Origin of the sequence: Enterobacter sp. 120016 (genome assembly GCF_018383635.1) — a bacterium.
GTDB lineage: Bacteria > Pseudomonadota > Gammaproteobacteria > Enterobacterales > Enterobacteriaceae > Enterobacter > Enterobacter asburiae_D.
Map to the genome: position 1 here is coordinate 41,376 of NZ_JAHAWC010000021.1, position 22,602 is coordinate 63,977.

Below are 22,602 nucleotides of genomic sequence, written 5' to 3' on the forward strand. Positions count from 1 at the left end.
GTAGGCCCTCGTAAGCGAAGCGCCACCTGGCAAAAAAAAGGGACCTTTCGGTCCCTTTTTCACATCTTATTTCTTATCGGGTAACGCGTACGCGATAACGTAATCACCGCGATCCGGCGACTGGCGAGCGCCCCCGGCGTTGATGATGATGTACTGTTTACCGGTTTTCGGCGACACGTAGGTCATCGGGCCGGACTGGCTGCCGACAGGCAGACGGTCTTTCCAGATCTCTTTCCCGGTGGCGGTATCAAACGCGCGCAGGTAGAAATCCTGCGTGCCGGCGAAGAACAGCAGGCCGGACTGGGTAGAGAGCGATGCGCCCAGCGTCGGCATGCCGATTGGGATTGGCATGTGCATACGAATGCCCAACGGGCCGGTATCTTCCACCGTGCCAACAGGGACCTGCCACACCAGCTTGCCGGTTTTCAGGTCAACGGCCGACATGGTGCCGAACGGCGGCTTCTGGCACGGAATGCCCAGCGGCGACAGGAAGCGTTCGCGCATCGCGCCGAACGGCGTGCCGTCCATCGGTACGATACCCATCTCGATGCCGCTGGCGTTTTTCGCCACGTTAGCGCGCGGCACCATGTAGTTTGCCAGGCCCAGGCGCATATCGTTGACGAACATCAGGCTGTTGTTCGGGTCAACGGAGACGCTGCCCCAGTTCATCCCGCCGAGAGAGCCAGGGAACTGCAGGGAGCGGTCGAGACCCGGCGGGGTGAAGACGCCCTGATGACGCATCTCTTTAAACTGAATACGGCACAACAGCAGGTCAACAGGCGTCGCCCCCCACATGTCGGATTCGGTCAGCGTCTGGTTGCCAATCATCGGCATGCCTACGGAGTACGGCTGGGTCGGAGAGTAGCGTTCACCTTCAACGTTACCCGCCGGAACAGGACGTTCTTCAACCTTCGCCACCGGCTTGCCGGTTTCGCGGTTAAGCATGAAGATCATGCCCTGCTTGCTGGTCTGCACCAGCACAGGCGTGGTGCCGCCTTTACCGTCGGGCAGATCGTACAGCAGCGGCTGGGAAGGCAGGTCGAAATCCCACAGGTCGTGGTGGGTCGTCTGGAAATGCCAGCGCACCTGACCGGTGGTCGCGTCCACGGCGACGATGGAGGAGCTGTATTTATCGTCGAGCGCGGTACGTTCGCCCGCCCAGAAATCCGGGGTGGCGTTGCCGGTTGGCAGGTAGATCAGGTTCAGCTTAGCGTCGTAAGACATCGCTGACCAGACGTTCGGCGTGCCGCGCGTGTAGGTCTGGCCTTCCGGCGGCAGGCCGGTCAGATTCGGATTACCCGGATCCCACGCCCACGCCAGCTTACCGGTGTGAACGTCGTAGGCGCGCACCACGCCCGGCGGTTCGCCGGTGGAGAAGTTATCCGCGACGCGACCGCCGACGACAACGACATTGCCGGCGACCAGCGGCGTGGAGGTCTGCTGATAATAGCCGGGCTTAATTTCGCCCATGCCGACGCTCAGATCCACGGTGCCATGGTCGCCGAAGTCTTCGCAGACCTTGCCATTATCCGCGTTGATGGCAATCAGGCGGGCGTCGGTGGTCGGCAGGAACAGGCGGCGAGGGCATGCCGCAGGCGGTGTCTCTGCCTGTGACGTTGTCACGCTGGAGCGTTCTTCAAAATAACCCAGACCACGGCAGCGCTGCCAGTTAGGGGCCGTGGCTTTAGAATCATAACGCCATTTTTCTTTACCCGAATCCACGTCCAGCGCCAGCACCTTACTGTATGGGGTACAGACATACAGCGTGTCGCCAACCTGTAAGGGAGTATTTTGATCTTCCGCGCCGGAGCCGTTGCTCTGCGGAATATCGCCGGTGTGCGCAACCCAGGCGACCTTCAGATCGCTGACGTTTTGCTTGTTAATCTGGTCCAGCGCGGCGAAACGATCGCCGTGGGTGGTATTGCCCCAGTGCTCCCAGTTCTTTTGCTGCTCGCCGGGTGCGACGGGTTTAACCGGAACGGGCTCGTTCGCGGCGACGAGGGTTTGTGGCTTAAACATCCAGCCCAGGCTGACCAGCATGGCCACCGCGAGCACGGCCGCGACGCCAAAAGCGGGCGCCTTGTTCGCGGCGCTGCGGTTCGCAGCACGCAGGAAAGGCCAGACGATGGCGCAGAGGAAGGCCAGTACGGCAAAGGTAAACAGGCGAGAGAAGAGCGGCCAGAAATCCCAGCCCGCATCGCTTACCGCCCAGAACAGCGAGGCAATAAACGCGATGCTGTAAAGCACGATCCCGCTGGTGCGATTGAGGAAAATCAGGATCGCGGCAATCACCATGACCACGCCCATTATCAGGAAGTATCCACTTCCGCCTACGGTGGCGAGCTTAAAGCCCAACCCGCCGACCGCCAGACCGATGAGCATCATCAGTCCGGCAAGAAGCCACTGCAGAATACGAGGTATCCCGCGCGGCGCGCTGCCAAATGCCATGTCTTTCTCCTTTCGATTCCCCCGCCGTGTCGGGTGTGTACCAGTTGGGTAATAATGGCGGGGAGAATAATGATTAATACGTGTGAATTCGGTTTTATAAAATGATTTGCGAACCATTTGGTGAATTCACCGTTATGATAAAACTGTTAAATTGTTTTACGCAATTGTTAATGGATTATTCCGCATTATTTGATTAACGCACGGGCTAGTCCCCTCGCCCCTAAGGGGAGAGGGTTAAGGTGAGGGGTGAAAAAGGTTTTATACCGGCATTGATTTGCGGATAGCGCTCAGCAGCGTCTGTGCGCCAGTAGAAAGTGGGGTATCCACCCGGGTCAAAATGCCGATGGGTTCCCCGGCTCCCGGAGAGGTAATCGGCAGGGCGATCAGCGTTCCCTGGCGTAAATCATCTTTTACCGCGCCGGAGGGGACGAACCAGACGTAGTCATAATCCAGGGTGAGCTGGCGTGAAAGCGAGGCCGACAGCGTTTCGATACATCCTGAAGGCAGCGTACACCCCTGCATTTGCAGCAACGTTTCAGCGGTCTGGCGTGGCACGGTCCCTTTCGGGCACACCACAACCGGCCACTCCATCACGCGGCTAAGCGTCACCGTGTCCTGCAGCAGGGGGTGATTGGGACGAACCACCAGCTTCAGGGACTCCAGGAACAGCAGTTCGTAATTGAGACCGCCCATCAGTTCAGGGTCGGACATTCGACCGATACCGATATCCAGTTCGCCTGATTTCAACCCCGCGAGCAGCATGGTGTTATTCATGGTGGCAACCTGAATAGTGGTATGCCGCTGCTGCTTGTGGAACTGGCCGATAACCGGCGGAAGAATGCCCAGCGCTGCGGTCGGCAAAGCACCCACGCGCACCACCTCACTGGATTGTTCTTCTTTTCGATGCAGGGACTGGCCTGCGGTATTGAGCGCATCCAGCACTTTAACGGCGTGCGTGAGGAACTGTTCGCCCACGATGGTAAGCTGCGCCCCCAGCCGCCCGCGGTCAAAAAGACGGGCACCGGTCAGCTGTTCCAGCTCGTTGAGGGTTTTCGAGAGCGCAGGCTGGCTCAGGTTAAGGGTTTCAGCCGCACGCCCCAGCGTTCCCTGTTGAGCGACGGCCACAAATGTATGCAAATGGCGCAAGCGTATGCGCTGACTGAACAGACCATTTTTTTCCATAGGCGATGTTAAAAACAGAGCGATGCGGGTGACAAGTTAAGTTGTTTAATTTTGATAACCTGATAGCAAAATATTTTTAACATTTGATCTGTTTGAGTTACAACATGTTTTTTGGCAGGGGAATAAAAGCGAACGTCCTTGTTCATTTATTGCTCATTGCGGAAGGGGGATCGCTAACTGGATTAGATCACGCCGTCACCGCCGTCAGAGCACCACACCTGGCCGGACGTAAAGGAACATTCATCCGAGGCCAGCGTGACGTACAGCGGCGCAATCTCGACGGGCTGGCCGGGACGTCCCAGCGGCGTGTCGCCACCGAACTCCTTCACTTTTTCCATCGGCTGTCCGCCGCTCGACTGCAGTACCGTCCAGTAAGGGCCAGGGGCAACCGCGTTGACGCGGATCCCTTTCGGACCCAGCTGTTTGGCTAAGGATTTAGTAAACACCGCCAGACAGGCTTTCGTTTGGGCATAGTCCAGCAAAACGGGGCTGGGCTTCACCGCCTGAACGGAGGAGGTATTAATGATAACGGACGAGGCTTTCAGGTGGCGCAGGGCCGCCTTGGTGATCCAGAAAGGGGCGTAGACGTTGGTTTTAAACGTCGCGTCAAAATCCTCGGTGGTCAGTTCTTCAAGCGATTCACGGAACTGCTGACGCCCCGCGTTGTTGACCAGAATATCCAGCCCGCCCAGCTTCGATACGGCTTCTTCGACCAGATTCTGACAGAACGTTTCGTCCCGGACGTCCCCCGGCAGCGCGATGGCCTTGCGGCCTTCGGCTTCGATCAGCTCGATGACCTCAGAGGCATCTTTTTCTTCTTCAGGCAGATAGTTGATGGCAACGTCAGCGCCTTCACGCGCATAGGCGATAGCGACCGCGCGACCAATACCGGAGTCACCCCCGGTAATCAGCGCTTTTTTGCCGGCGAGGCGGCCATGTCCTTTGTAGCTTGTTTCCCCGTGGTCGGGTACAGGCTGCATTTCTGATGCCAGTCCCGGCGGCGTTTGCGGCTGTTCCGGGAACGGGGGCTGCGGGTAAGCGTTCGTACGTTGTTTTGTATCACTCATAGCTGACTCCTTAAGCCAAGGGGTGAGATTTGATGGATAACTGCAGCGTTAACGCTTCGCTGAATTATTTCTGCAAACGATCGACACGGACGACGGCAGGAGATGATTTTTTATCAAGCGAACCGTTGATGCTGATCATCTGGTCGGGTTTTACCGTTCTGCCGTCGAAAACTGCCTGGGGAATAATAACGTCGATTTTTCCGGTTTTATCCTGAAATACAAACTTATCGCCGCTGCCGTCAATAAGATTACCGCGTAATGAAATTGTCGCGCCATCGTGCATTTGTTTTGCCTGATCGATGGTCATAATACGCGCGTCGTCGGTTCCGCGATACCCGCTATCAAGCGCGTGCGGTGGAGGTGGCGCTTCGCCTTTTTGTAAACCCCCGTTATTATCTGCCCATGCGGCCGGAACCAGAAATATCAATAAAGCGGAAATAAGTGATAATTTCATCCGATATCCTTCATTTTGGGTGTCTTGACTTATTAAGTATTGTTGCTATTCCTTTATGTGGCAAATGTGATAAGTCCTAAAAACATTCGCGTTAGAAATCAAAATTATCGGATAATAAGCGAAACGGTGACGACGGCCATGAAGCGTGAAAAAGAAAAGTTACCCGGGATAGATGAGCGTTACCGTTTGCTGACGTTTGAATACGCGTTTCGTCAGGTGGGTTTTATTGTTCTTTTGGCTATTATCGTCGCGGCCATTGCCGGTCTGTTTTCCAGCGGAATGGTCAGCGACACGGTCAAAACGAATGCCGCTAAATCACTGACCATAAACTATGAACGCTTTGGACGACGGGAAACAGAGACGCGGATGCAGTTCGCGTTTCCGGTAAGCACCGAGGGGAGGTATACCCTCAGCATAACCAGCGAGAGCAGCGATGTTTATGAGCCCGGCAGCGTCTGGCCGCAGCCGGACATCATGTTCAGCCGCGGGAAGACCCTCTTTTTTGTCTATAACAATCTGAAAAAGTCAGACAGCTTCTCTGTGTTACTTTTCACGACACCGTCCAGAGCCGGTAAATGGAACACCGTCATCCGCATCAACAGCGAGCCGGAGATTAACCTCTGGCAATTAATTTACCCCTAGGAGGCAGATATGGATATGGTCTTTCGCGCGCTGGCTATTTATCTGTTCCTCATGGTGGTATTTAAGGTGGCCGGGCGTCGCGCGCTGCTGCAGATGACCAGCTTCGATCTCATTCTGCTCCTGATAATTAGTGAAGCCACACAGCAGGCTCTCCTTGGACAAGATTTTTCCGTCACCGGCGCGATGATTACCATTACCACGCTGGTGGTGGTTGATATTATATTCGGGCTGATGAAGAAGTATTTTTCCCCGGTAGAGAATATTCTGGATGGCACGCCCGTGATTCTTGTCGAGAACGGCATGCCGTTAGCCGATAAGCTGAAAAAAGTCGATGTCTCCTGCGATGATATTCTGGTGTCAGCCCGGCAGAATAATGGTATTACACAAATAAGCGACATTAAATATGCCATACTTGAGCGCAATGGACATATTTCAATCATTCCTTTCGAGAAATAAGAGGCGGCAAGATGAGCAATCTTTTTCACGACAGCAATAATACCGTGGGTGAACTGACCAAAAAAATGGCGAGCAAATTAACCGATCTCGGGCTTCGCTTAACCACCGCGGAATCCTGCACGGGCGGCAAGCTCTCGGTGGCGCTTTGCGCAGAGGAAAACACCGCCGAATTTTATGATGTCGGCCTGGTCGTGTTCAGCGACGAAGCCAAAACGCGGATCCTCGGCGTGCGCCCTGAAACGCTTGCACGGTATACCGCCGTCAGCGAACAGACGGTTACCGAGATGGCCGCCAGTATCCGCGACATCGCCCAGGCGGATATCAGCATCGCCATCAGCGGCTACGCGGGCCCGGAAGGAGGCGACGACGGCACGGCGGCGGGGACGGTCTGCTTTGCGTGGAATATACACGGCGAGACGCAAACCCGCACCGTGCTTTTCTCCGGTGACTGTCAGGATGTGGTGGAAAAAGCGGTGCATTTCTCGCTGGAGGAGCTGCTGGCAGCATTGTCGGACGGGAATAACGGTTAAACTCACGGGAGGTTCTATGGCTGTCATAGTGATTACCGGCGGAACGGCGGGCGTGGGAAAAGCCACGGCGCTGCACTTTGCAAAGGCAGGTTACGACGTCGGGCTCATCGCCCGCGATGAAGCAAGCCTGCACTCCACCCAGGAGGAGCTGCGGCGCTTTGGCGTTAATGCCCACGCCGTGCAGGCGGACGTCGCCGACAGCCAGGCGGTGGTGGAGGCCGCTAATGAAATTGAGTATCGCCTCGGCGCGATTGATGTCTGGGTGAACAACGCCATGGGGGCCGTCCTGGCACCGTTTCGAACCCTTACGCCGGATGAGTTCCGTCGCGTAACAGACGTGACCTACCTCGGCTACGTGAACGGCACCCGCGCCGCTCTTGAACTCATGGTTCCGCGCGACAGGGGCGTGATTATTCAGGTGGGCTCCGCGCTGGCCTACCGTTCCATTCCATTGCAGTCAGCCTACTGCGGGGCCAAAGCGGCGATCCGCGGGTTCACCGATGCGGTGCGTACCGAGCTGATGCATGAGAACAGCCGGGTTCAGCTTTCGATGGTGCAGATGCCGGGGCTCAATACCCCGCAGTTCGAATGGGCGAGAAATAAGTTCGCCTGGGCGATGCGCCCGGTGCCGCCTGTCTTTGAACCTGAGGTGGCCGCCAGCGCCATTTTCAGGGTGGCGCAAAAACCGGTACGCGAGCTGTGGGTGGGCAGCAGCACCATCCAGTCCATCGTCGGGCAGTTTTTCTTCCCCGGTTTTCTGGACCGGCTGATGGTGAAAAAGGCCTGGGAAGGCCAAATGACCGACGATCTGAACGCACCGGATCGCCGGGACTATCTCGACCAGCCGGTTAACGACCTGCACAAAATCCACGGCCGTTTTACTGACGAGGCGAAAAACCGCGCGCCGTCCGTTACCTCCGGCATGCCGGGTAAAGTGGCGCTTGGCGCCCTCGCGGTGGCAGGGATAGTGGTGACGCGTCTGATAACCCGCCGGAAACCGTAATCAGCGCAGCGCGCTCCGGTGCGTCCAGAACCAGCGATAGCCGTAGCCGCCAAGACCGAGCTGAACGGTTTTGCCGCAAATCAGCGCGTCATCGTAGCGCTTGTCCTCGAGACAGGCGGTCCAGGTGGCGTGGCGGATCCCTTTTGCGGTGAACTGCACCGGCTGGTCGCTAAAGTTGACGAAGGTCAGGATGCTGCGCTCGTCGGTCTCGTAATAGATCCCCAGCACCGCGTCATCATCGATTGTGATAAGGCGAAAGGGCGCAACGGCAATTTCGGGGAACTCCGAGCGGGTATTGGCAATATCGATTATCCTGTGCAGGAGCGAGTTATGGCGAAGCAGCGAATCGGCAACGTTGATTTTCTGATAGCGGTAAGGGCCGTGGTCGATAATTGGCGCGATAAATTTTTCAGGGTCGGCCGCGGAGAAACCGCCCCCCTGTGACCCCGCCCACTGCATTGGGGTGCGAACGGCGTAGCGCTCCTCCAGCTCCAGGTCGTCACCCATGCCTATCTCGTCGCCGTAGCGCATCACCGGGACACCCGGCAGGGAAAACAGCACCGCGTGGCAGAACGCCAGCCGCTTCCGATCGCCGTTGAGCATCGGCGCCAGTCGGCGGCGGATCCCGCGCTGATAGACGTTCATCTCTTCGTCAGGGGCGAACGTGTCGAGGACAAACTGTTTGTCTTTCTGACTAATGCCTTCCAGATCCAGCTCGTCATGATTGCGCAGCCAGTTAGCAAAACAGCAGGCATCGGGCGGGACGATCATCTTCTTCACCGCATTGCGCAGCGGGCGGGCGCTTTTCCTGGCCAGGCTGACGTAGAAATACTTGTTGAGCCAGAAATTCAGTACCAGATTCAGGCGGTCATTATTGCCGAAGTAGTCCTGATAGGCTTCCACCTCGACGTCCACTTCACCCAGCAGGATCGCGTCCGGATTGCGCTGTTCGATAAGACGCCGCATATGTTCGAGGATCCACAGGCCCTTTTTTTCATTACCGTTTCCCGCCTGCGTGGTGAGGTGGGACGCGGCGTCGAGGCGAAATCCCGACACGCCCAGCTTGAGCCAGAAGAGGATGATGTTCTCAATCTCTTTTAGCACCGCGGGCGAGGTGAGGTTCAGATCCGGCTCGTGGCGATAAAACATGTGCCGGTAGTATTGTCCCGCCTCGTCGTCCCAGGTCCAGATGCTCTTCTCGACGCCGGGGAACATGGGGGGCGTATCGTCCTCGTCGTTATCCGACCAGAGGTAATAATCACGATAGGGTGACGCCGGGCTGCGGCGCGCCTGCTGGAACCAGGGATGTGCGTCCGACGTGTGCTGGATTAGCAGCTCGATAATCACCTGCATGCCCAGCTCGCGGGCCTGTTCGATAAAGGCGATGATATCGGCCAGTTTTCCGAAGCGGGGATCCACCTGGAGGTGGTCGCTGACGTCGTAGCCTTCATCGAGAAAGGGCGTGAGGTAAAACGGCGTGATCCAGATAACCGTCGCCCCCATGCGGCGAATATAGCGCAGCTTGGCCGCTATCCCGGCGATGTCCCCGCAGCCATCGCCGTTCAAATCATAAAATAGCGCGGTATCAATCTGATAAATAATGGCTCGTGTATGCCAGTCGGTCATAGCGTTCCTCAGTGATAGCCTTCAGTATCCGACACTTTGCCCCGGAAGACGTAGTAGCTCCAGGCGGTGTACACCAGGATCACCGGAATAATCAGTAATGTTCCTACCAACATAAACAGCTGGCTGGCAGGCGGGGCCGCGGCTTCCCACAGGGTGATGCGCGGCGGAATAATGTTCGGCCAGAGGCTGATACCGAGCCCGCTAAACCCGAGGAAAATAAGCCCCAGCGTCAGCAGGAAGGGGCGAGAGTGGCTGTCCGGGTTGCGGGTCAGGCGCCAGATCAGCACGCTGAAAAGCCCGACCAGCAGCGGAACCGGCAGGAACCAGAAGAAGTTGGGCAGCGTAAACCAGCGGTCGGCCACGTACTGCCAGCCGAGCGGCGTCCAGATGCTCACCACGGCGATGACGACCATCAGCGCCAGCAGCACGTGGCGTGTCAGCTCGCGCATGCGGATTTGCAGCGCGCCTTCGCTTTTCATTATGAGCCAGGTAGTGCCCAGCAGCGTGTAGGCGACGACCAGACCGATACCGCAGAAGAGGTTGAAGGGGGTGAGCCAGTCAAGCGCGGAGCCGACAAAGCGTCGGCCCTCAACGTCAAAGCCGTTGATCATTGCGCCCACGACGATGCCCTGGCTGAAGGTCGCGAGCAGCGATCCGCCCGCAAACGAGTAGTCCCAGAACTTTCGGTGTGACGGCGTGGCTTTAAAGCGAAATTCGAACGCCACGCCGCGAAAGATCAGGCCAATTAGCATGGCGGTAAGGGGAATGGTCAACGCATCCACGATCACCGCATAGGCCAGCGGAAAGGCGCCGAATAACCCTGCGCCACCGAGCACCAGCCAGGTTTCGTTTCCGTCCCAGACCGGCGCGACGCTGTTCACCATCACATCCCGCTCTTTCGCATCGCCCACGAAATTAAACAGCAGGCCAATGCCCAAATCAAAGCCATCCATAATGATGTACATCAGAGTGGCAAAGACGATGATGGCAAACCAGATAACTGAGATATCGACGCCCATCAGGTTCTCTCCTCTTCAGGAACAGACTCAGCGGCAGACAGCGGACGGGCGGGCGTGCCCGAGGTGTTTGACGTCAGCGTATCGACAGGCTGCGGCCCTTTCTTAATCAGCCGAATGAGGTAAACATAGCCCACGCCAAACACCGACGAGTAGACGACGAAGAACGCCAGCAGGCTGATGCTCATCTGCAGGGTGCTGTGCAGCGATACCGCGTCGATGGTGCGCAGATAGCCGTAGACCACCCACGGCTGGCGGCCCACTTCGGTGGTCACCCAGCCGGCGAGCAGCGCCAGCAGCCCGGCAGGCCCCATGAAGAGGGCAAACCAGTGGAACGGGCGAGAGTGGTAAAACCGATGACGATAGCGCAGCCAGACGCCAATCAGACCGAGAGTAATCATCAGCAGCCCCATCCCAACCATGACGCGGAACGACCAGAAAACGATGGTTGAGTTTGGGCGATCTTCTTTCGGAAAGTCTTTCAGCGCCGGAACCTGCTTGTCCAGGCTGTGCGTCAGGATAAGGCTGCCGAGTGCGGGGATCTCCAGACCGTATTTGGTGCGCTCCTCGTCCATATCCGGCAGGCCAAACAGCAGCAGCGGGGTGGCCTCACCGGGCGGGTTTTCCCAGTGCCCCTCGATTGCGGCAATTTTGGCCGGCTGATGCTCAAGCGTGTTCAGACCGTGCATATCGCCCACGACCGCCTGGATGGGGGCGACCAGCAGCGCCATCCACATCGCCATGGAGAACATGGTGCGCACGGCGGGCGTATCGTTACCGCGCAGCAGGTGCCATGCGCCCGACGCGCCGACAAACAGCGCGCTGCTCAGAAACGCGGCGATAGCCATATGAATAAGCCGGTAAGGGAAGGAGGGGTTAAAGACGATCGCCAGCCAGTCCTGCGGGATAACCTGTCCGTTCTCAATAGTGAAGCCCTGCGGCGTATGCATCCAGCTGTTGGACGCGAGGATCCAGAAGGTCGACATCAGCGTGCCGAGCGCCACCATGCAGGTTGAAAAGAAGTGCAGGCCGGGGCCGACCTTATTCCAGCCGAACATCATGACGCCAAGGAAACCGGCCTCGAGGAAGAAGGCGGTTAACACCTCATAGGTCAGGAGTGGGCCGGTGATACTGCCCGCGAACTGGGAGAACCCGCTCCAGTTGGTGCCAAACTGGTACGCCATGACCAGCCCGGAAACGACACCCATCCCGAAGTTAACGGCAAATATCTTGAGCCAGAAATGGTACAGCGATCGCCAGACGTCGTTTTTGGTGCGCAGCCACATGCCCTCCAGCACCACCAGATAACTGGCAAGGCCGATGGTGATCGCAGGAAAAAGGATATGAAACGAGACGGTAAAAGCGAACTGAATTCTGGCCAGATGGAACGCGTCGAGTTCGAACATGGTCCGTACCTCTGAAACGATGGGGCACGAGAATTGCCGGGCAGTTTATGGCTGCCCGGCAAAACCGATTACGGTTTAGTCTTACCGGCACCCAGCTCGGCACCGGTCAGCGGGTCGGAATGTGGATCGGACTTCGTGCGGGCGGACATCGCCTTGACCAGGGTTGCCTGTTCGGTCGTGAGCGTAACGCTTGCACTGCCATCGCCGCCGTCAACCGCAGGCTGGGGGGACTCAACGTAATCGAAGTGTTTATCGCTGTTCCAGCTTCCGCGAACCTCTCCACCTTCTGACATATTGTAGTACTTGTTGGTGAATTCCTCGATTGGCGGCAATTTCCCGGGCGGGAAATTATTACGGATGGACTGCAGCGCCTTCTCAAAGGATAGCTGATGCGCCGCCTCGCGCGTCATCAGAAACGCCAGCGCATCCTTTACGCCGGGATCGTCGGTCACGTTGATCAGCCGTTCATAGATGATTTTCGCTCGGGCTTCCGCTGCCACGTTTGAGCGCAGGTCCGCCGTCGGCTCGCCGATGGTGTCGACGTAGGCCGCGGTCCAGGGCACGCCCGCCGAGTTAGTGAGCGGGGTGCCGCCACCGTAGAGCAGGGAAGTGATGTGGCTGTCATTGCCGTTTTCGGTCATGGACCGATACAGCTCAGCCTCGTTTTCCACCCCTTCCGCCAGCGCGCCTTTGGCACCTTTGTTCAGCATACCGACCAGGGTACCGATGATTTCGAGGTGGCTAAGCTCCTCGGTGGCGATATCCATCAGCATATCTTTACGGCCCGGATCGTCATCGCTCAATCCTTGCGTAAAGTACCGGCAGGCGGCAGCCAGTTCGCCCTGCGGCCCACCAAACTGTTCCAGTAAAAGGTTGGCGAGGCCAGGGTTAGGTTCAGCAACGCGGACCGTGTATTGCAGCTGTTTGACGTGTCGGAACATGGCGATTCTCCCGGATTATTTTTTCGCTTCGACGCCCGATGCGTCAGAACGCAGCAGGAACTGTTCCGTGGTCTGCGGAATATGACGAATCAGCCAGTCGGCCATTTCGCGTTCTTCCGCAAGAATCGTCTCGATGGCAGGTACAGAGGCGACGTCGCCTGCTTTCTTAGCCGCCGCGAGCAGGGAGGTATAACAGGCTATTTCAAACTGTTCGAAAACATAGCCGCTGATTGAACCCTTAACGATTTCATCAGACGGGAACATGCCGCCGATGGACTGCCCCAGCGCCGCCATTTTGCTCATTGAGTCTTTTAAAACCGAACGAGAAATATCATTCCGGTCGAGGATTTCTTCCAGCAGGGTAATTTGCCGTTTTGTCTCATTAATATGCTGCTCAATTCTGGCGCGAACATCAGGATAATTATCGATACGGCTGGCCATGGATTCCAGCATAGATTCGGCTTGCTTTTCCATCGCATGGGCATCGCGTAGCCAGTCATGGTAGTGTTCTACGTGATTCATCATTGTATCCTCATTAGGGTTCGCTTATTTGGTCTCACTTTCAGCAGCCTGATCGGCACGCGCGGCACTGTAGCCGGATAAATGGCCGACAATATTGGCGTAAATACTGATGATAATGACCCATAGCACGCTGTTCTTCCACCATATTACGGAAGGGATGGCGAGAATGAACCATATTATGGCTGCCGTTAAATGGCACCGTTTAATTGTCCTGGGACTGATGCTCATTTTATTTAACCTGTGTTATTGCGTCATTTCTGCGCTTTTTGGTTAATATTTCCTACGGCCAGGTCGGTGAGTTTAAGATCGGTTTCTTTTTCTTCTTCCAGCGTCTCGGCAAGAAGTTTGACGGCTTTTTTATAGCCCAGCTGCTCTGCTAATGTCGCAAGGGTACCATAGCTGGCAATTTCGTAGTGCTCGACTTTTTGCGCGGCGGCAATTAACGCGGCATCACGCACTTCATTTTTTTCCGTGCTTTCAATGACTTCATTCGCTTCTTCAATTAAGCCCTCCATCGCCACGCACTTCATGCGCTTAATCCTGATACCGTCTTCCTGTTCGACGATCTGGTCGATACGTTCAATCTGACCCTGCGTCTCCTCAAGGTGTGCGGTAAAGGCGGCGCTCAGCTTCTCACTGGAGGCGGCGCGGGCAAGCTTGCTGAGCGCGCGGGTAAGCTGCTTTTCCGCACTGTAGGTATCCGACAGAAGATGAATAAAAACATCCTCGACGCTTTTCATATTCATAATAATTACGCTCCGGTAAAATAAAGAAAGGTTACTGCGAGCTATTCAGCCCGCAGCATGCTCTCAGGTTTTATTAAAAGAGTTTTAAATAAGATCAGGAGTTATCAGATTTACGGCCTCCGCCGTGACTGTTCTGGCCCCCTTTCTTACCCGCTTCGGATGCGCGTTGCGGATCGTTTTTAAAATTCCCACCGCTTTGCTGGCCACCTTTACGTCCAGCCTCTGATGCTTTATCACGGTCTTCAGCGAAATTACCGGAACCACCACGATGCTCTGCCATATTAAACCTCATAGTCATATATTGGTTATGTCAGTACGATACGAAAATATTTCCGTATCACTCGTCGTTCGAATAATAACTCTAGTCGCTGTGCGGCATCCGTCAAATGCGTTCTGCTATTTGCGGTTGCGTTATTTTTAAATATCGTCGCGTTTACGCTTCGCTTAACCAGAAAATAGAGATGAGCAGGAAGGACTTGAAAACAAATGATCGGATTAGTCCTAAGTTTCTGCTGAAAAATTGAAAGGTGAGGATAAAAATAATGGAGTGATAAATCCGCTTGATTTGCGGCTGGGATAGAATAAAAATTACTCCTTTATGGCTAGAAAACGGAGCTCAAAATAATTATCAGGAAAATTGTGGTGAAACAGACGAGGCGAAAGGGCGGTTCTGGCAGGCCTGTTCAGAGGCCGGTAGCACACGGTTTGACCACTGTCGTCTTAAGATCACAAATCAGAAATTCTTCCCCCCGGAAGGAACGGGTTTCTCTACACTCCAGGTAATATTCACTGGAGGCATGACATCATGGCGAACACCATCACGGCTGATGACATTCGGGAACGCTTTTCGCAGGCTATGTCGGCGATGTACCAGCAGGAAGTTCCGCAGTACGGCACCTTGCTTGAGCTGGTTGCGGACGTAAACCTGGGGGTTTTGGAAAATAATCCACTTTTACATGAACAACTGGCTAACGCCGATGAGCTTGCGCGCCTGAACGTTGAGCGTCACGGGGCGATCCGCGTCGGCACGGCACAGGAACTGTCAACCCTGCGCCGTATGTTTGCCATTATGGGCATGTACCCGGTCAGCTATTACGATCTCTCGCAGGCGGGAGTGCCGGTCCACTCAACGGCGTTTCGCCCGGTAGAGGATGCCGCCCTGTGTCGAAATCCGTTTCGTATCTTTACCTCGCTGCTGCGTCTTGAGCTGATTGAAAACGTCGCGCTGCGCGAGCGTGCCGCAGAGATCCTGTCTCAGCGGAACATCTTTACCCCACGCTGTCTGGAACTGATCGACCTGCACGAGTCGGAAGGGCACTTTACTGACGCACAGGCCCACGAGTTTGTGCACGAAGCGTTAGAAACCTTCCGCTGGCACCGCCATGCGACGGTCGATCAGGAGACCTATCTGGCCCTGAGCAACGAGCATCGCCTGATTGCCGACGTGGTCTGCTTCCCGGGCTGCCATATTAACCACCTCACGCCGCGCACGCTGGATATTGACCGGGTGCAGGAGCTGATGCCGAAGTACGGTATCGAGCCAAAAATTCTGATCGAAGGCCCGCCGCGTCGCGAGGTTCCCGTCTTATTGCGTCAAACCAGCTTCAAGGCGCTGGAAGAGCCGGTGCTGTTTGCCGGTGAACATAAAGGCACCCACACCGCGCGCTTCGGTGAGATTGAGCAGCGCGGCGTGGCGCTGACCCCGAAAGGCCGGGAACTGTACGATAGCCTCCTCGCCCAGGCCGGAACCGGTAAAGATAACCTGACGCACCAGCTGCATCTGCGGGAGATTTTTAGCGCCTTCCCGGACAGCGAAATGCTCATGCGCCGTCAGGAGCTTGCCTATTTTCGCTATCGCCTGACGCCATCAGGGGAAGCCCATCGTCATGCGTTTCGTCCGGGAGACGATCCGCAGCCGCTGATTGAGCGCGGATGGGTGGTTGCCCAGCCGATCACCTACGAAGATTTCCTCCCGGTCAGCGCCGCGGGGATTTTCCAGTCCAATCTCGGGAACGAAACCCAGGCCCGCAGCCACGGTAACGCCAGCCGCGATGCGTTTGAAGACGCGCTGGGCTGCAAGGTGTATGACGAGTTTACGCTCTACCAGGAGGCTGAAACGCGCAGCAAACAGCGTTGCGGTTTGCTCTGAAATCGTTACTCTGCTGGGGTGTGATGGAAAAAATAAGGTTGTTATGCAAAATCCTTCCGCCCCTGTGGTTGAAACGCGCCAGGGCGCACTGACTGGTTTAACCGATGAAAACGTTCACCTCTGGTGCGGTATTCCCTACGCCGCGCCGCCCGTGGGGGAGTGGCGCTGGCGCTCGCCCCGGCCCCCTGAATGCTGGGATGGCCTGCGCGAGGCCACCGCTTTCTCTCCCTCAAGCTGGCAAAGCAGCGAGTATTGTCAAGAGCTAGGCGGCGGCGATCCGGGCCAGTTTTCCGAAGATTGTCTCTACCTTAACGTCTGGTCCCCCGTAGACCGTGCCGAGCCGCTTCCGGTTATGGTCTGGCTGCACGGAGGCGGGTTTACGATTGGTGCTGGTGGCTTACCGCCGTATAACGGCAAAGCGCTGGCTATGCGCGGCGTGGTTGTTGTGACGATCAACTACCGTCTCGGTCATCTCGGCTTTTTCGCCCATCCCGCGCTGGAAGGCGAGGAAGGGCGCGTAGTGCATAATTTTGCCCTGCTGGATCAGATTGCCGCCCTCGAATGGGTGCGGGACAATATCGCCGGGTTTGGTGGCGATCCCGACAATGTGACCCTGTTTGGCGAATCCGCGGGCGCGCGCAGCGTGCTCTCTCTGCTGGCCTCGCCGCTGGCGGCAGGATTGTTCCATAAGGCGATTGTCCAAAGCGGATATACCCTGCCGGACACGCCGCGCGATCGGGCGCTGCAAAAAGGGGAAGCGCTGGCCGCCCATTTCGGGCTGGAAAATGCGACCGCCGGGCAGCTGCGCGCCATTCCGCCCGAGGCGTTCTGGCCGCTCACCGCGCCGCTGAACGTCGCCCCGGCGCCCATCGCTGGAGATTGCGTTCTGCCGGAAGCCATGCTGGACGTCTTTTTCGCCGCCCGTCAGCATCCGGTGCCGGTGATGATTGGCTCCAACAGCGATGAAGCCAGCGTGATGGCGGTGTTTGGCATCGATCTCGCCGGACAAATTCAGAAGCTTCGCCGGGAGCGTCGCTTCGGGCTGGGGCTGATTAAGCTGCTCTATCCGGGCGTGAAAGGCGATGAAGAGCTGGGCAGGCAGGTGTGCCGCGACATGGCGTTTACCACCATGGGCTACGTGGTGATGCAGGCCCAGCAGCGCGTGGGTGGGTTGTGCTGGCGTTACTGGTTTGACTATGTCGCAGAGGCGGAACATGGCACGTATATCAACGGCGCCTGGCACGGCAACGAAATTCCCTATGTCTTCGATACGCTCGGCCAGGTGGAGCCTTCACGCCATTATGCCAATGAGCGGGACCTGCAGTTTGCTGCCCAGGTAGCGGATTACTGGGTGAGCTTTGCGCGTGACGCGGGTCGTCGCGACAGCCTGCCCGGGCCGACGCACTGGCCCGCGTGTCGCAAAGGGCGGGACGTTCTGTTACGCATCGGCGTGAATAAACATGCAGCTTTCAGGCTTGAAAACCGCTTTATGCGCGCCCGCATGAGCCTCTTCAAACGGGTGATGAAGCATCACGTCAGCCTCGATTAAGCAAACAGGCGCGAAACGCCGCGAGACCATTTTCTTCGCCTGGCGTTTCGCGCAGCACCAGCCGGTAGCTTGCGCCGGTTTTTATGCTTGTCTCATAGGGCCGCATCAGCCTGCCTGCGTGAACATCTTCTGCTACCAGCGTTTCGTCGGCGATGGCGACGCCCAGCCCCTGAATGGCAGCCGTAATGGCGAGATCCATCGTGTCGAAGTGTTGATTTTTGTGCATGACAAAGCCCGGACCTTCCTGTTTCGTCAGCCACAGCGACCAGTCCGTCTTATCCCTTGTGGGGTGAAGGAACGTTAACGAGCCCAGCGCTGCGCCTGCCCGCACCGGGCTTATCACCGGGGTGAGCGCCTCGTCGAACAGCAGATCGCCTGCGCTCATGTGCGTGCCGAACACAATGGCCGCGTCGTAAGATTCGGTTTTGAAATTGACGTTGTGATCGGTGGTGGTGGTCAGCGCGATCTGCAGATCCGGATGCTCGCGCTCCACCTCCAGCAGGCGCGGCACCAGCCAGCGCATGGCGCAGGTGGGGGCCTTAAGCCGGATCACGGTGTGCTGACTGCGGGCCTGGTCGGCCACGGACAGAAGCTGCTCGAAAGCGGACTGCAGTTCCGGAAGCAGGGCGCTGCCCTGCGGCGAGAGGCGCAGCCCGCGCGCGTGGCGTTCAAAAAGCGGAAAGCCAAACCACGCCTCAAGGGAGGCAATCTTACGGCTCACGGCCCCCTGCGTCAGACACAGTTCCGCGGCGGCATGGGTCAAATTGAGGTGACGCGCGGTGACTAAAAATGCGTCGATGGCATTAAGGGGGAGCGAACGGCGTGACATAGAAAACACCTCAGCTATGCATTTTTCTCATGGCTATTATGACAACAATTCGATTGTCCCGACAGCACAGATGTTGTTTGAATAGTTATGCAATGTCCATGAGAAGGGAAAGAGGATGACTTTACGAACGCCTGTGCAAACGCGCTCCAAACTGCCGGATGTGGGAACCACCATTTTTACCGTTATCGGCCAGCTCTCGGCGCAGCATAACGCGATTAACCTTTCTCAGGGCGCACCGAATTTTTCCTGCGACCCGAAGCTGATTGCGGGCGTCACTCGCGCAATGGAGGCGGGGCATAACCAGTATGCGGCAATGACCGGCCTGCAGCCGCTTAAAGAACGTATTGCCGATAAAATCGCCACGCTCTACGGCACGCAGTATGACCCTGCCAGCGAGGTGCTGGTTACCGCCAGCGCCAGCGAAGGGCTCTATTCGGCAATAAGCGGGCTGGTGCATCCGGGTGATGAGGTGATCTACTTTGAGCCGTCATTTGACAGCTACGCGCCGATTGTCCGTCTGCAGGGGGCAACCCCGATTGCCATCAAGCTCACCGTGCCGGATTTTGCCGTCAACTGGGATGAGGTTCGCGCCGCGATCACCCCGCGCACGCGCATGATCATCATCAATACGCCGCATAACCCGAGCGGCCAGGTCTTCTCCGCCAATGACCTGCAGCAGCTGGCGGCGCTGACGCGCAATACTGACATCATTATTTTGTCTGACGAAGTGTACGAACACGTCGTTTTTGACGATGAGCCGCACCACGGTATGGCCACGCATCCGCAGCTGGCGGAGCGCAGCGTAATTATTTCCTCTTTCGGAAAAACCTATCACGTCACCGGGTGGCGCGTGGGTTACTGTGTTGCACCGGCGGTACTGATGGACGAGATTTGTAAAGTCCATCAATTTTTAATGTTTTCTGCCGATACGCCAATGCAGCACGCGTTTGCTGAACATATGGTCGACCCGCAAACCTGGCTGTCGCTGTCGGCGTTTTACCAGCGCAAGCGCGATCTGCTGCACAGCCTGCTGGCCGATTCGCCTTTTACGCTGCTGCCGAGCGCCGGATCGTTCTTCATGCTGGCGGACTACAGCCAGTTCAGCGACGAGCGCGACAGCGAGCTGGTGAAACGGCTGATCGTTGAGTACGGCGTTGCCACCATTCCGCTGTCGGCGTTTTATGCGGACGGGACGGATAATAAATTGATTCGTCTCTCTTTTGCCAAAGATGAGGCGACGTTACGGGCAGGTGCCCAGGCCCTGTGTCGGGTTAAACCACGCTGAGGAGTATTAGATGAAATTACGCGCGTTAGTTGTCGGCATGGGATTGCTGTGTACTTTTTCTTCCTTCGCGGCTACCGAGCTGCGTTACGGTCTGGAAGCGGAATACCCGCCGTTTGAGAGCCGCAATGCGGCGGGCGAACTGGAAGGGTTTGACGTTGAGCTGGGGAACGCCATCTGCAAAGCGGCAGCGCTGAAGTGCAGCTGGGTTGAAACCTCGTTTGATGCGCTGATCCCGGGCCTGGTGGCGAAGAAATTTGACGCCATCAACTCGGCGATGAACATTACCGAGCAGCGCCGCAAGAGCATTGATTTTACCCAGCCGATCTACCGTATTCCGTCGCAGCTGGTCGGCAAGGCCGGTACGGCGGTTGAGGCCACCCCAGAAGGGCTGAAGGGTAAAACCATCGGCGTGCTGCAGGGATCCATTCAGGAAACCTATGCGAAAGAGCACTGGGAAAAGCAGGGTGTCACCGTGGTGTCTTATAAAGATCAGAATATGGCCTGGGGCGATCTGCTGAATGGCCGTATCGACGCCTCGCTGGTTATGTCCGCGGCCGGGCAGGCAGGTTTCCTCAGCAAGCCGCAGGGGAAAGGGTTTGGCTTCATCGGCAAACCGGTGTCTGACGACACTATCCTCGGCAGTGGGATCGGTTTTGGGTTGCGCAAAGGTGATGAGGCCACCAAAAAGCAGCTTGATGCCGCGATTGATAAAGTACGTGCCGACGGCACGATCGCTAAACTCGCTGATAAGTACTTCCCGGGTATCGATGTCAGCGTAAAATAACCGCCTCATTCGCCCCGTCAGCTGATGTCCTGACGGGGCATTTTTCTACACATTTTCCAGGCTTTCTTTACACCACTTTCGGGCCGTTCTGGTCGACAGAAAATATTTCTCACTTTGTTCAGATAATCACCGGCCAACAATTGGATTCTTAACCATTTTTGTTTAGGCTGTGCGTTCTTTCTTGCCGTCATTTCGCCGAGCGCGAAACACATTCACACGACCATAAGGACGTTTTTCCAGGCATGAATCGCAGACGTTTTCTAAAAGGCTCGCTGGCAGTGGCAGCCCTGAGCGGCACATCTGGCCTTGCTTCCCTGTTTTCCAAAGCGGCGTACGCTGCCGACTCTGACATTGCTGACGGCCAGAGCCGTCGTTTTGACTTCTCCGTACTGCAATCCATGGCGCATGACCTGGCGAAAACCCCGTGGGGTGGCGCGCCGCGTCCGCTGCCGGACACGCTGGCAACGATGACGCCGCAGGCGTACAACGCCATCCGCTACGATGAAAAACAGTCACTGTGGAACAACATTGAAGGGCGTCAGCTGGACGTGCAGTTCTTCCACATGGGGATGGGGTTCCGTCGCCGCGTGCGGATGTTCTCGCTGGACCAGTCTACCTCTATGGCGCGCGAGATCCACTTCCGTCCGGAGCTGTTCAGCTACGGCGAAACGGGTGTGGATACCAAACAGCTGGAAGGACAAAGCGATCTCGGTTTTGCGGGCTTCCGCGCCTTTAAGGCCCCTGAACTGGCGCGTCGCGATATCGTCTCTTTCCTGGGCGCGAGCTATTTCCGCGCGGTGGACGACACCTATCAGTACGGCCTGTCTGCCCGCGGTCTGGCGGTTGATACCTTTACCGACACGCCGGAAGAGTTCCCGGACTTTACCTCCTTCTGGTTTGAAACCGTCAAACCCGGCGACACGACCTTTACCGTCTATACGCTGCTGGACAGCCCGAGCGTAACCGGTGCCTATAAATTCGTGATCCACTGCGAGAAGAGCCAGGTGATCATGGAGGTGGAAAACCATCTCTATGCGCGTAAGGACATCAAGCAGCTCGGCATCGCGCCGATGACCAGCATGTTCAGCTGCGGCAATAACGAACGCCGCATGTGTGACACCATCCATCCGCAAATTCATGACTCCGACCGCCTGGCAATGTGGCGCGGCAACGGGGAGTGGATTTGTCGTCCGCTGAACAACCCGCAGAAGCTGCAGTTCAATGCCTATATGGACAAAAACCCGAAAGGGTTCGGCCTGCTGCAGCTCGATCGCGATTTCTCGCACTATCAGGACGTGATGGGCTGGTATAACAAACGCCCGAGCCTGTGGGTTGAACCGCGTAACGACTGGGGTAAAGGTGCGGTTGGCCTGATGGAGATCCCGACCACGGGTGAAACGCTGGATAACGTGGTCTGCTTCTGGCAGCCGGAAAAACCGGTGAAGGCGGGCGACGAGCTGGACTTTAAATATCGTCTGTACTGGAGCGCCATGCCGCCGGTGCGTTCTCCGCTGGCCAACGTCTTCGCTACCCGTACCGGTATGGGCGGCTTCCCGGAAGGCTGGGCACCGGGCGAAAATTACCCGAAAGTGTGGGCCCGTCGCTTTGCCATCGACTTCGTCGGCGGCGACCTGAAGGCCGCTGCGCCAAAAGGCATTGAGCCGGTGATCACACTCTCCAGCGGTGAAGCGAAGCAGGTTGAGATCCTCTACGTTGAGCCGTTTGACGGCTATCGCATTCTGTTTGACTGGTATCCAACCTCGGATTCGACGGAGCCGGTGGATATGCGTCTGTTCCTGCGCTGCCAGGGCGATGCCATCAGCGAAACCTGGCTGTATCAGTATTTCCCACCGGCGCCGGACAAGCGTCATTACGTTGATGACAGGGTAATGCGTTAACCCTGTGGGATTGTGCCGGGTGGCGGCTTCGCCTTACCCGGCCTACGTTTCGATACTGTAGGCCGGGTA

General features: G+C 56.9%; 22 protein-coding genes. 9 read left to right on the top strand and 13 right to left on the bottom strand.

Translation table 11 applies throughout. The features are described from left to right. Positions 1–66: 66 nt before the first annotated feature. The 4 genes from KIF87_RS20845 to KIF87_RS20860 all read right to left on the bottom strand — a co-directional run bounded on the left by KIF87_RS20845 (position 67) and on the right by KIF87_RS20860 (position 5,151). Positions 67–2,448: a glucose/quinate/shikimate family membrane-bound PQQ-dependent dehydrogenase gene (locus KIF87_RS20845; RefSeq protein WP_213330507.1), complete on the bottom strand. Its 2,382-nt coding sequence runs from the start codon at positions 2,446–2,448 to the stop codon at positions 67–69. A 258-nt stretch (positions 2,449–2,706) separates the two neighbouring features. Beyond that, positions 2,707–3,630, bottom strand: coding sequence for a LysR substrate-binding domain-containing protein (locus KIF87_RS20850; protein WP_023335657.1), 924 nt, complete (start codon positions 3,628–3,630; stop codon positions 2,707–2,709). Positions 3,631–3,812: 182 nt separating this feature from the next. Further along, complete coding sequence (locus tag KIF87_RS20855; protein WP_193939659.1) at positions 3,813–4,697, bottom strand: SDR family oxidoreductase; 885 nt, start codon at positions 4,695–4,697, stop codon at positions 3,813–3,815. Positions 4,698–4,761: 64 nt separating this feature from the next. Continuing rightward, on the bottom strand, positions 4,762–5,151 hold the full coding sequence (locus KIF87_RS20860; protein ID WP_063142825.1) for a YdeI family stress tolerance OB fold protein: 390 nt from the start codon (positions 5,149–5,151) through the stop codon (positions 4,762–4,764). Between the two features lie 138 nt (positions 5,152–5,289). On the opposite strand from KIF87_RS20860, the gene KIF87_RS20865 reads away from it, so the two are divergent. From KIF87_RS20865 to KIF87_RS20880, 4 genes are read left to right on the top strand one after another with little or no spacing between them, the layout of a single operon-like run. Continuing rightward, entirely contained in the window at positions 5,290–5,793 is a 504-nt protein-coding gene (locus KIF87_RS20865) for a hypothetical protein (protein ID WP_213330509.1), read from the top strand. A gap of 9 nt (positions 5,794–5,802) precedes the next feature. Further along, a complete protein-coding gene (locus KIF87_RS20870; protein ID WP_213330510.1) occupies positions 5,803–6,249 on the top strand; it encodes a DUF421 domain-containing protein in 447 nt (148 codons plus the stop codon). A gap of 11 nt (positions 6,250–6,260) precedes the next feature. Beyond that, positions 6,261–6,779, top strand: coding sequence for a 2-oxo-tetronate isomerase (locus KIF87_RS20875; RefSeq protein WP_213330511.1), 519 nt, complete (start codon positions 6,261–6,263; stop codon positions 6,777–6,779). A gap of 16 nt (positions 6,780–6,795) precedes the next feature. Beyond that, positions 6,796–7,782, top strand: coding sequence for an SDR family oxidoreductase (locus KIF87_RS20880; protein ID WP_213330512.1), 987 nt, complete (start codon positions 6,796–6,798; stop codon positions 7,780–7,782). Here KIF87_RS20880 and KIF87_RS20885 read toward each other — a convergent pair whose 3' ends face one another. The 8 genes from KIF87_RS20885 to KIF87_RS20920 all read right to left on the bottom strand — a co-directional run bounded on the left by KIF87_RS20885 (position 7,783) and on the right by KIF87_RS20920 (position 14,319). After that, the gene (locus KIF87_RS20885) at positions 7,783–9,408 is read right to left on the bottom strand and encodes an alpha-amylase family protein (protein ID WP_213330513.1); all 1,626 of its coding nucleotides are present in this window, start codon (positions 9,406–9,408) and stop codon (positions 7,783–7,785) included. A gap of 8 nt (positions 9,409–9,416) precedes the next feature. Further along, complete coding sequence (cydB, locus tag KIF87_RS20890; protein ID WP_213330514.1) at positions 9,417–10,427, bottom strand: cytochrome d ubiquinol oxidase subunit II; 1,011 nt, start codon at positions 10,425–10,427, stop codon at positions 9,417–9,419. Further along, entirely contained in the window at positions 10,427–11,830 is a 1,404-nt protein-coding gene (locus KIF87_RS20895) for a cytochrome ubiquinol oxidase subunit I (protein ID WP_063142818.1), read from the bottom strand. The genes cydB and KIF87_RS20895 overlap by 1 nt, the downstream gene beginning before the upstream one ends. Positions 11,831–11,898: 68 nt before the next feature. Continuing rightward, positions 11,899–12,771: a manganese catalase family protein gene (locus KIF87_RS20900; RefSeq protein ID WP_008502274.1), complete on the bottom strand. Its 873-nt coding sequence runs from the start codon at positions 12,769–12,771 to the stop codon at positions 11,899–11,901. A gap of 15 nt (positions 12,772–12,786) precedes the next feature. Beyond that, entirely contained in the window at positions 12,787–13,293 is a 507-nt protein-coding gene (locus KIF87_RS20905; RefSeq protein WP_024908416.1) for a ferritin-like domain-containing protein, read from the bottom strand. Positions 13,294–13,317: 24 nt separating this feature from the next. Further along, positions 13,318–13,521 (bottom strand): hypothetical protein, encoded by a 204-nt coding sequence (locus KIF87_RS20910; protein WP_013096662.1) that lies wholly within the window; start codon positions 13,519–13,521, stop codon positions 13,318–13,320. 23 nt (positions 13,522–13,544) lie between these two features. Further along, positions 13,545–14,039: a YciE/YciF ferroxidase family protein gene (locus KIF87_RS20915; protein WP_063142816.1), complete on the bottom strand. Its 495-nt coding sequence runs from the start codon at positions 14,037–14,039 to the stop codon at positions 13,545–13,547. A gap of 94 nt (positions 14,040–14,133) precedes the next feature. Continuing rightward, the gene (locus KIF87_RS20920) at positions 14,134–14,319 is read right to left on the bottom strand and encodes a con-10 family general stress protein (RefSeq protein WP_063142815.1); all 186 of its coding nucleotides are present in this window, start codon (positions 14,317–14,319) and stop codon (positions 14,134–14,136) included. A gap of 525 nt (positions 14,320–14,844) precedes the next feature. On the opposite strand from KIF87_RS20920, the gene hglS reads away from it, so the two are divergent. Then, entirely contained in the window at positions 14,845–16,188 is a 1,344-nt protein-coding gene (hglS, locus tag KIF87_RS20925) for a 2-oxoadipate dioxygenase/decarboxylase HglS (RefSeq protein ID WP_213330515.1), read from the top strand. Between the two features lie 43 nt (positions 16,189–16,231). Beyond that, positions 16,232–17,737: a carboxylesterase/lipase family protein gene (locus KIF87_RS20930; protein ID WP_213330517.1), complete on the top strand. Its 1,506-nt coding sequence runs from the start codon at positions 16,232–16,234 to the stop codon at positions 17,735–17,737. On the opposite strand, the gene KIF87_RS20935 is transcribed toward KIF87_RS20930, so the two are convergent. Beyond that, a complete protein-coding gene (locus KIF87_RS20935; RefSeq protein WP_213330519.1) occupies positions 17,724–18,566 on the bottom strand; it encodes a LysR family transcriptional regulator in 843 nt (280 codons plus the stop codon). The two genes, KIF87_RS20930 and KIF87_RS20935, sit on opposite strands and share 14 nt — an antisense overlap. A gap of 115 nt (positions 18,567–18,681) precedes the next feature. Here KIF87_RS20935 and KIF87_RS20940 point away from each other — a divergent pair, with 115 nt between their 5' ends. The 3 genes from KIF87_RS20940 to KIF87_RS20950 all read left to right on the top strand — a co-directional run bounded on the left by KIF87_RS20940 (position 18,682) and on the right by KIF87_RS20950 (position 22,533). Then, positions 18,682–19,851 (top strand): pyridoxal phosphate-dependent aminotransferase, encoded by a 1,170-nt coding sequence (locus tag KIF87_RS20940; protein WP_213330521.1) that lies wholly within the window; start codon positions 18,682–18,684, stop codon positions 19,849–19,851. Between the two features lie 10 nt (positions 19,852–19,861). Next, on the top strand, positions 19,862–20,635 hold the full coding sequence (locus KIF87_RS20945) for a transporter substrate-binding domain-containing protein (RefSeq protein WP_025756391.1): 774 nt from the start codon (positions 19,862–19,864) through the stop codon (positions 20,633–20,635). Positions 20,636–20,877: 242 nt separating this feature from the next. Continuing rightward, positions 20,878–22,533, top strand: coding sequence for a glucan biosynthesis protein D (locus tag KIF87_RS20950; protein WP_213330523.1), 1,656 nt, complete (start codon positions 20,878–20,880; stop codon positions 22,531–22,533). Positions 22,534–22,602: the final 69 nt, after the last annotated feature.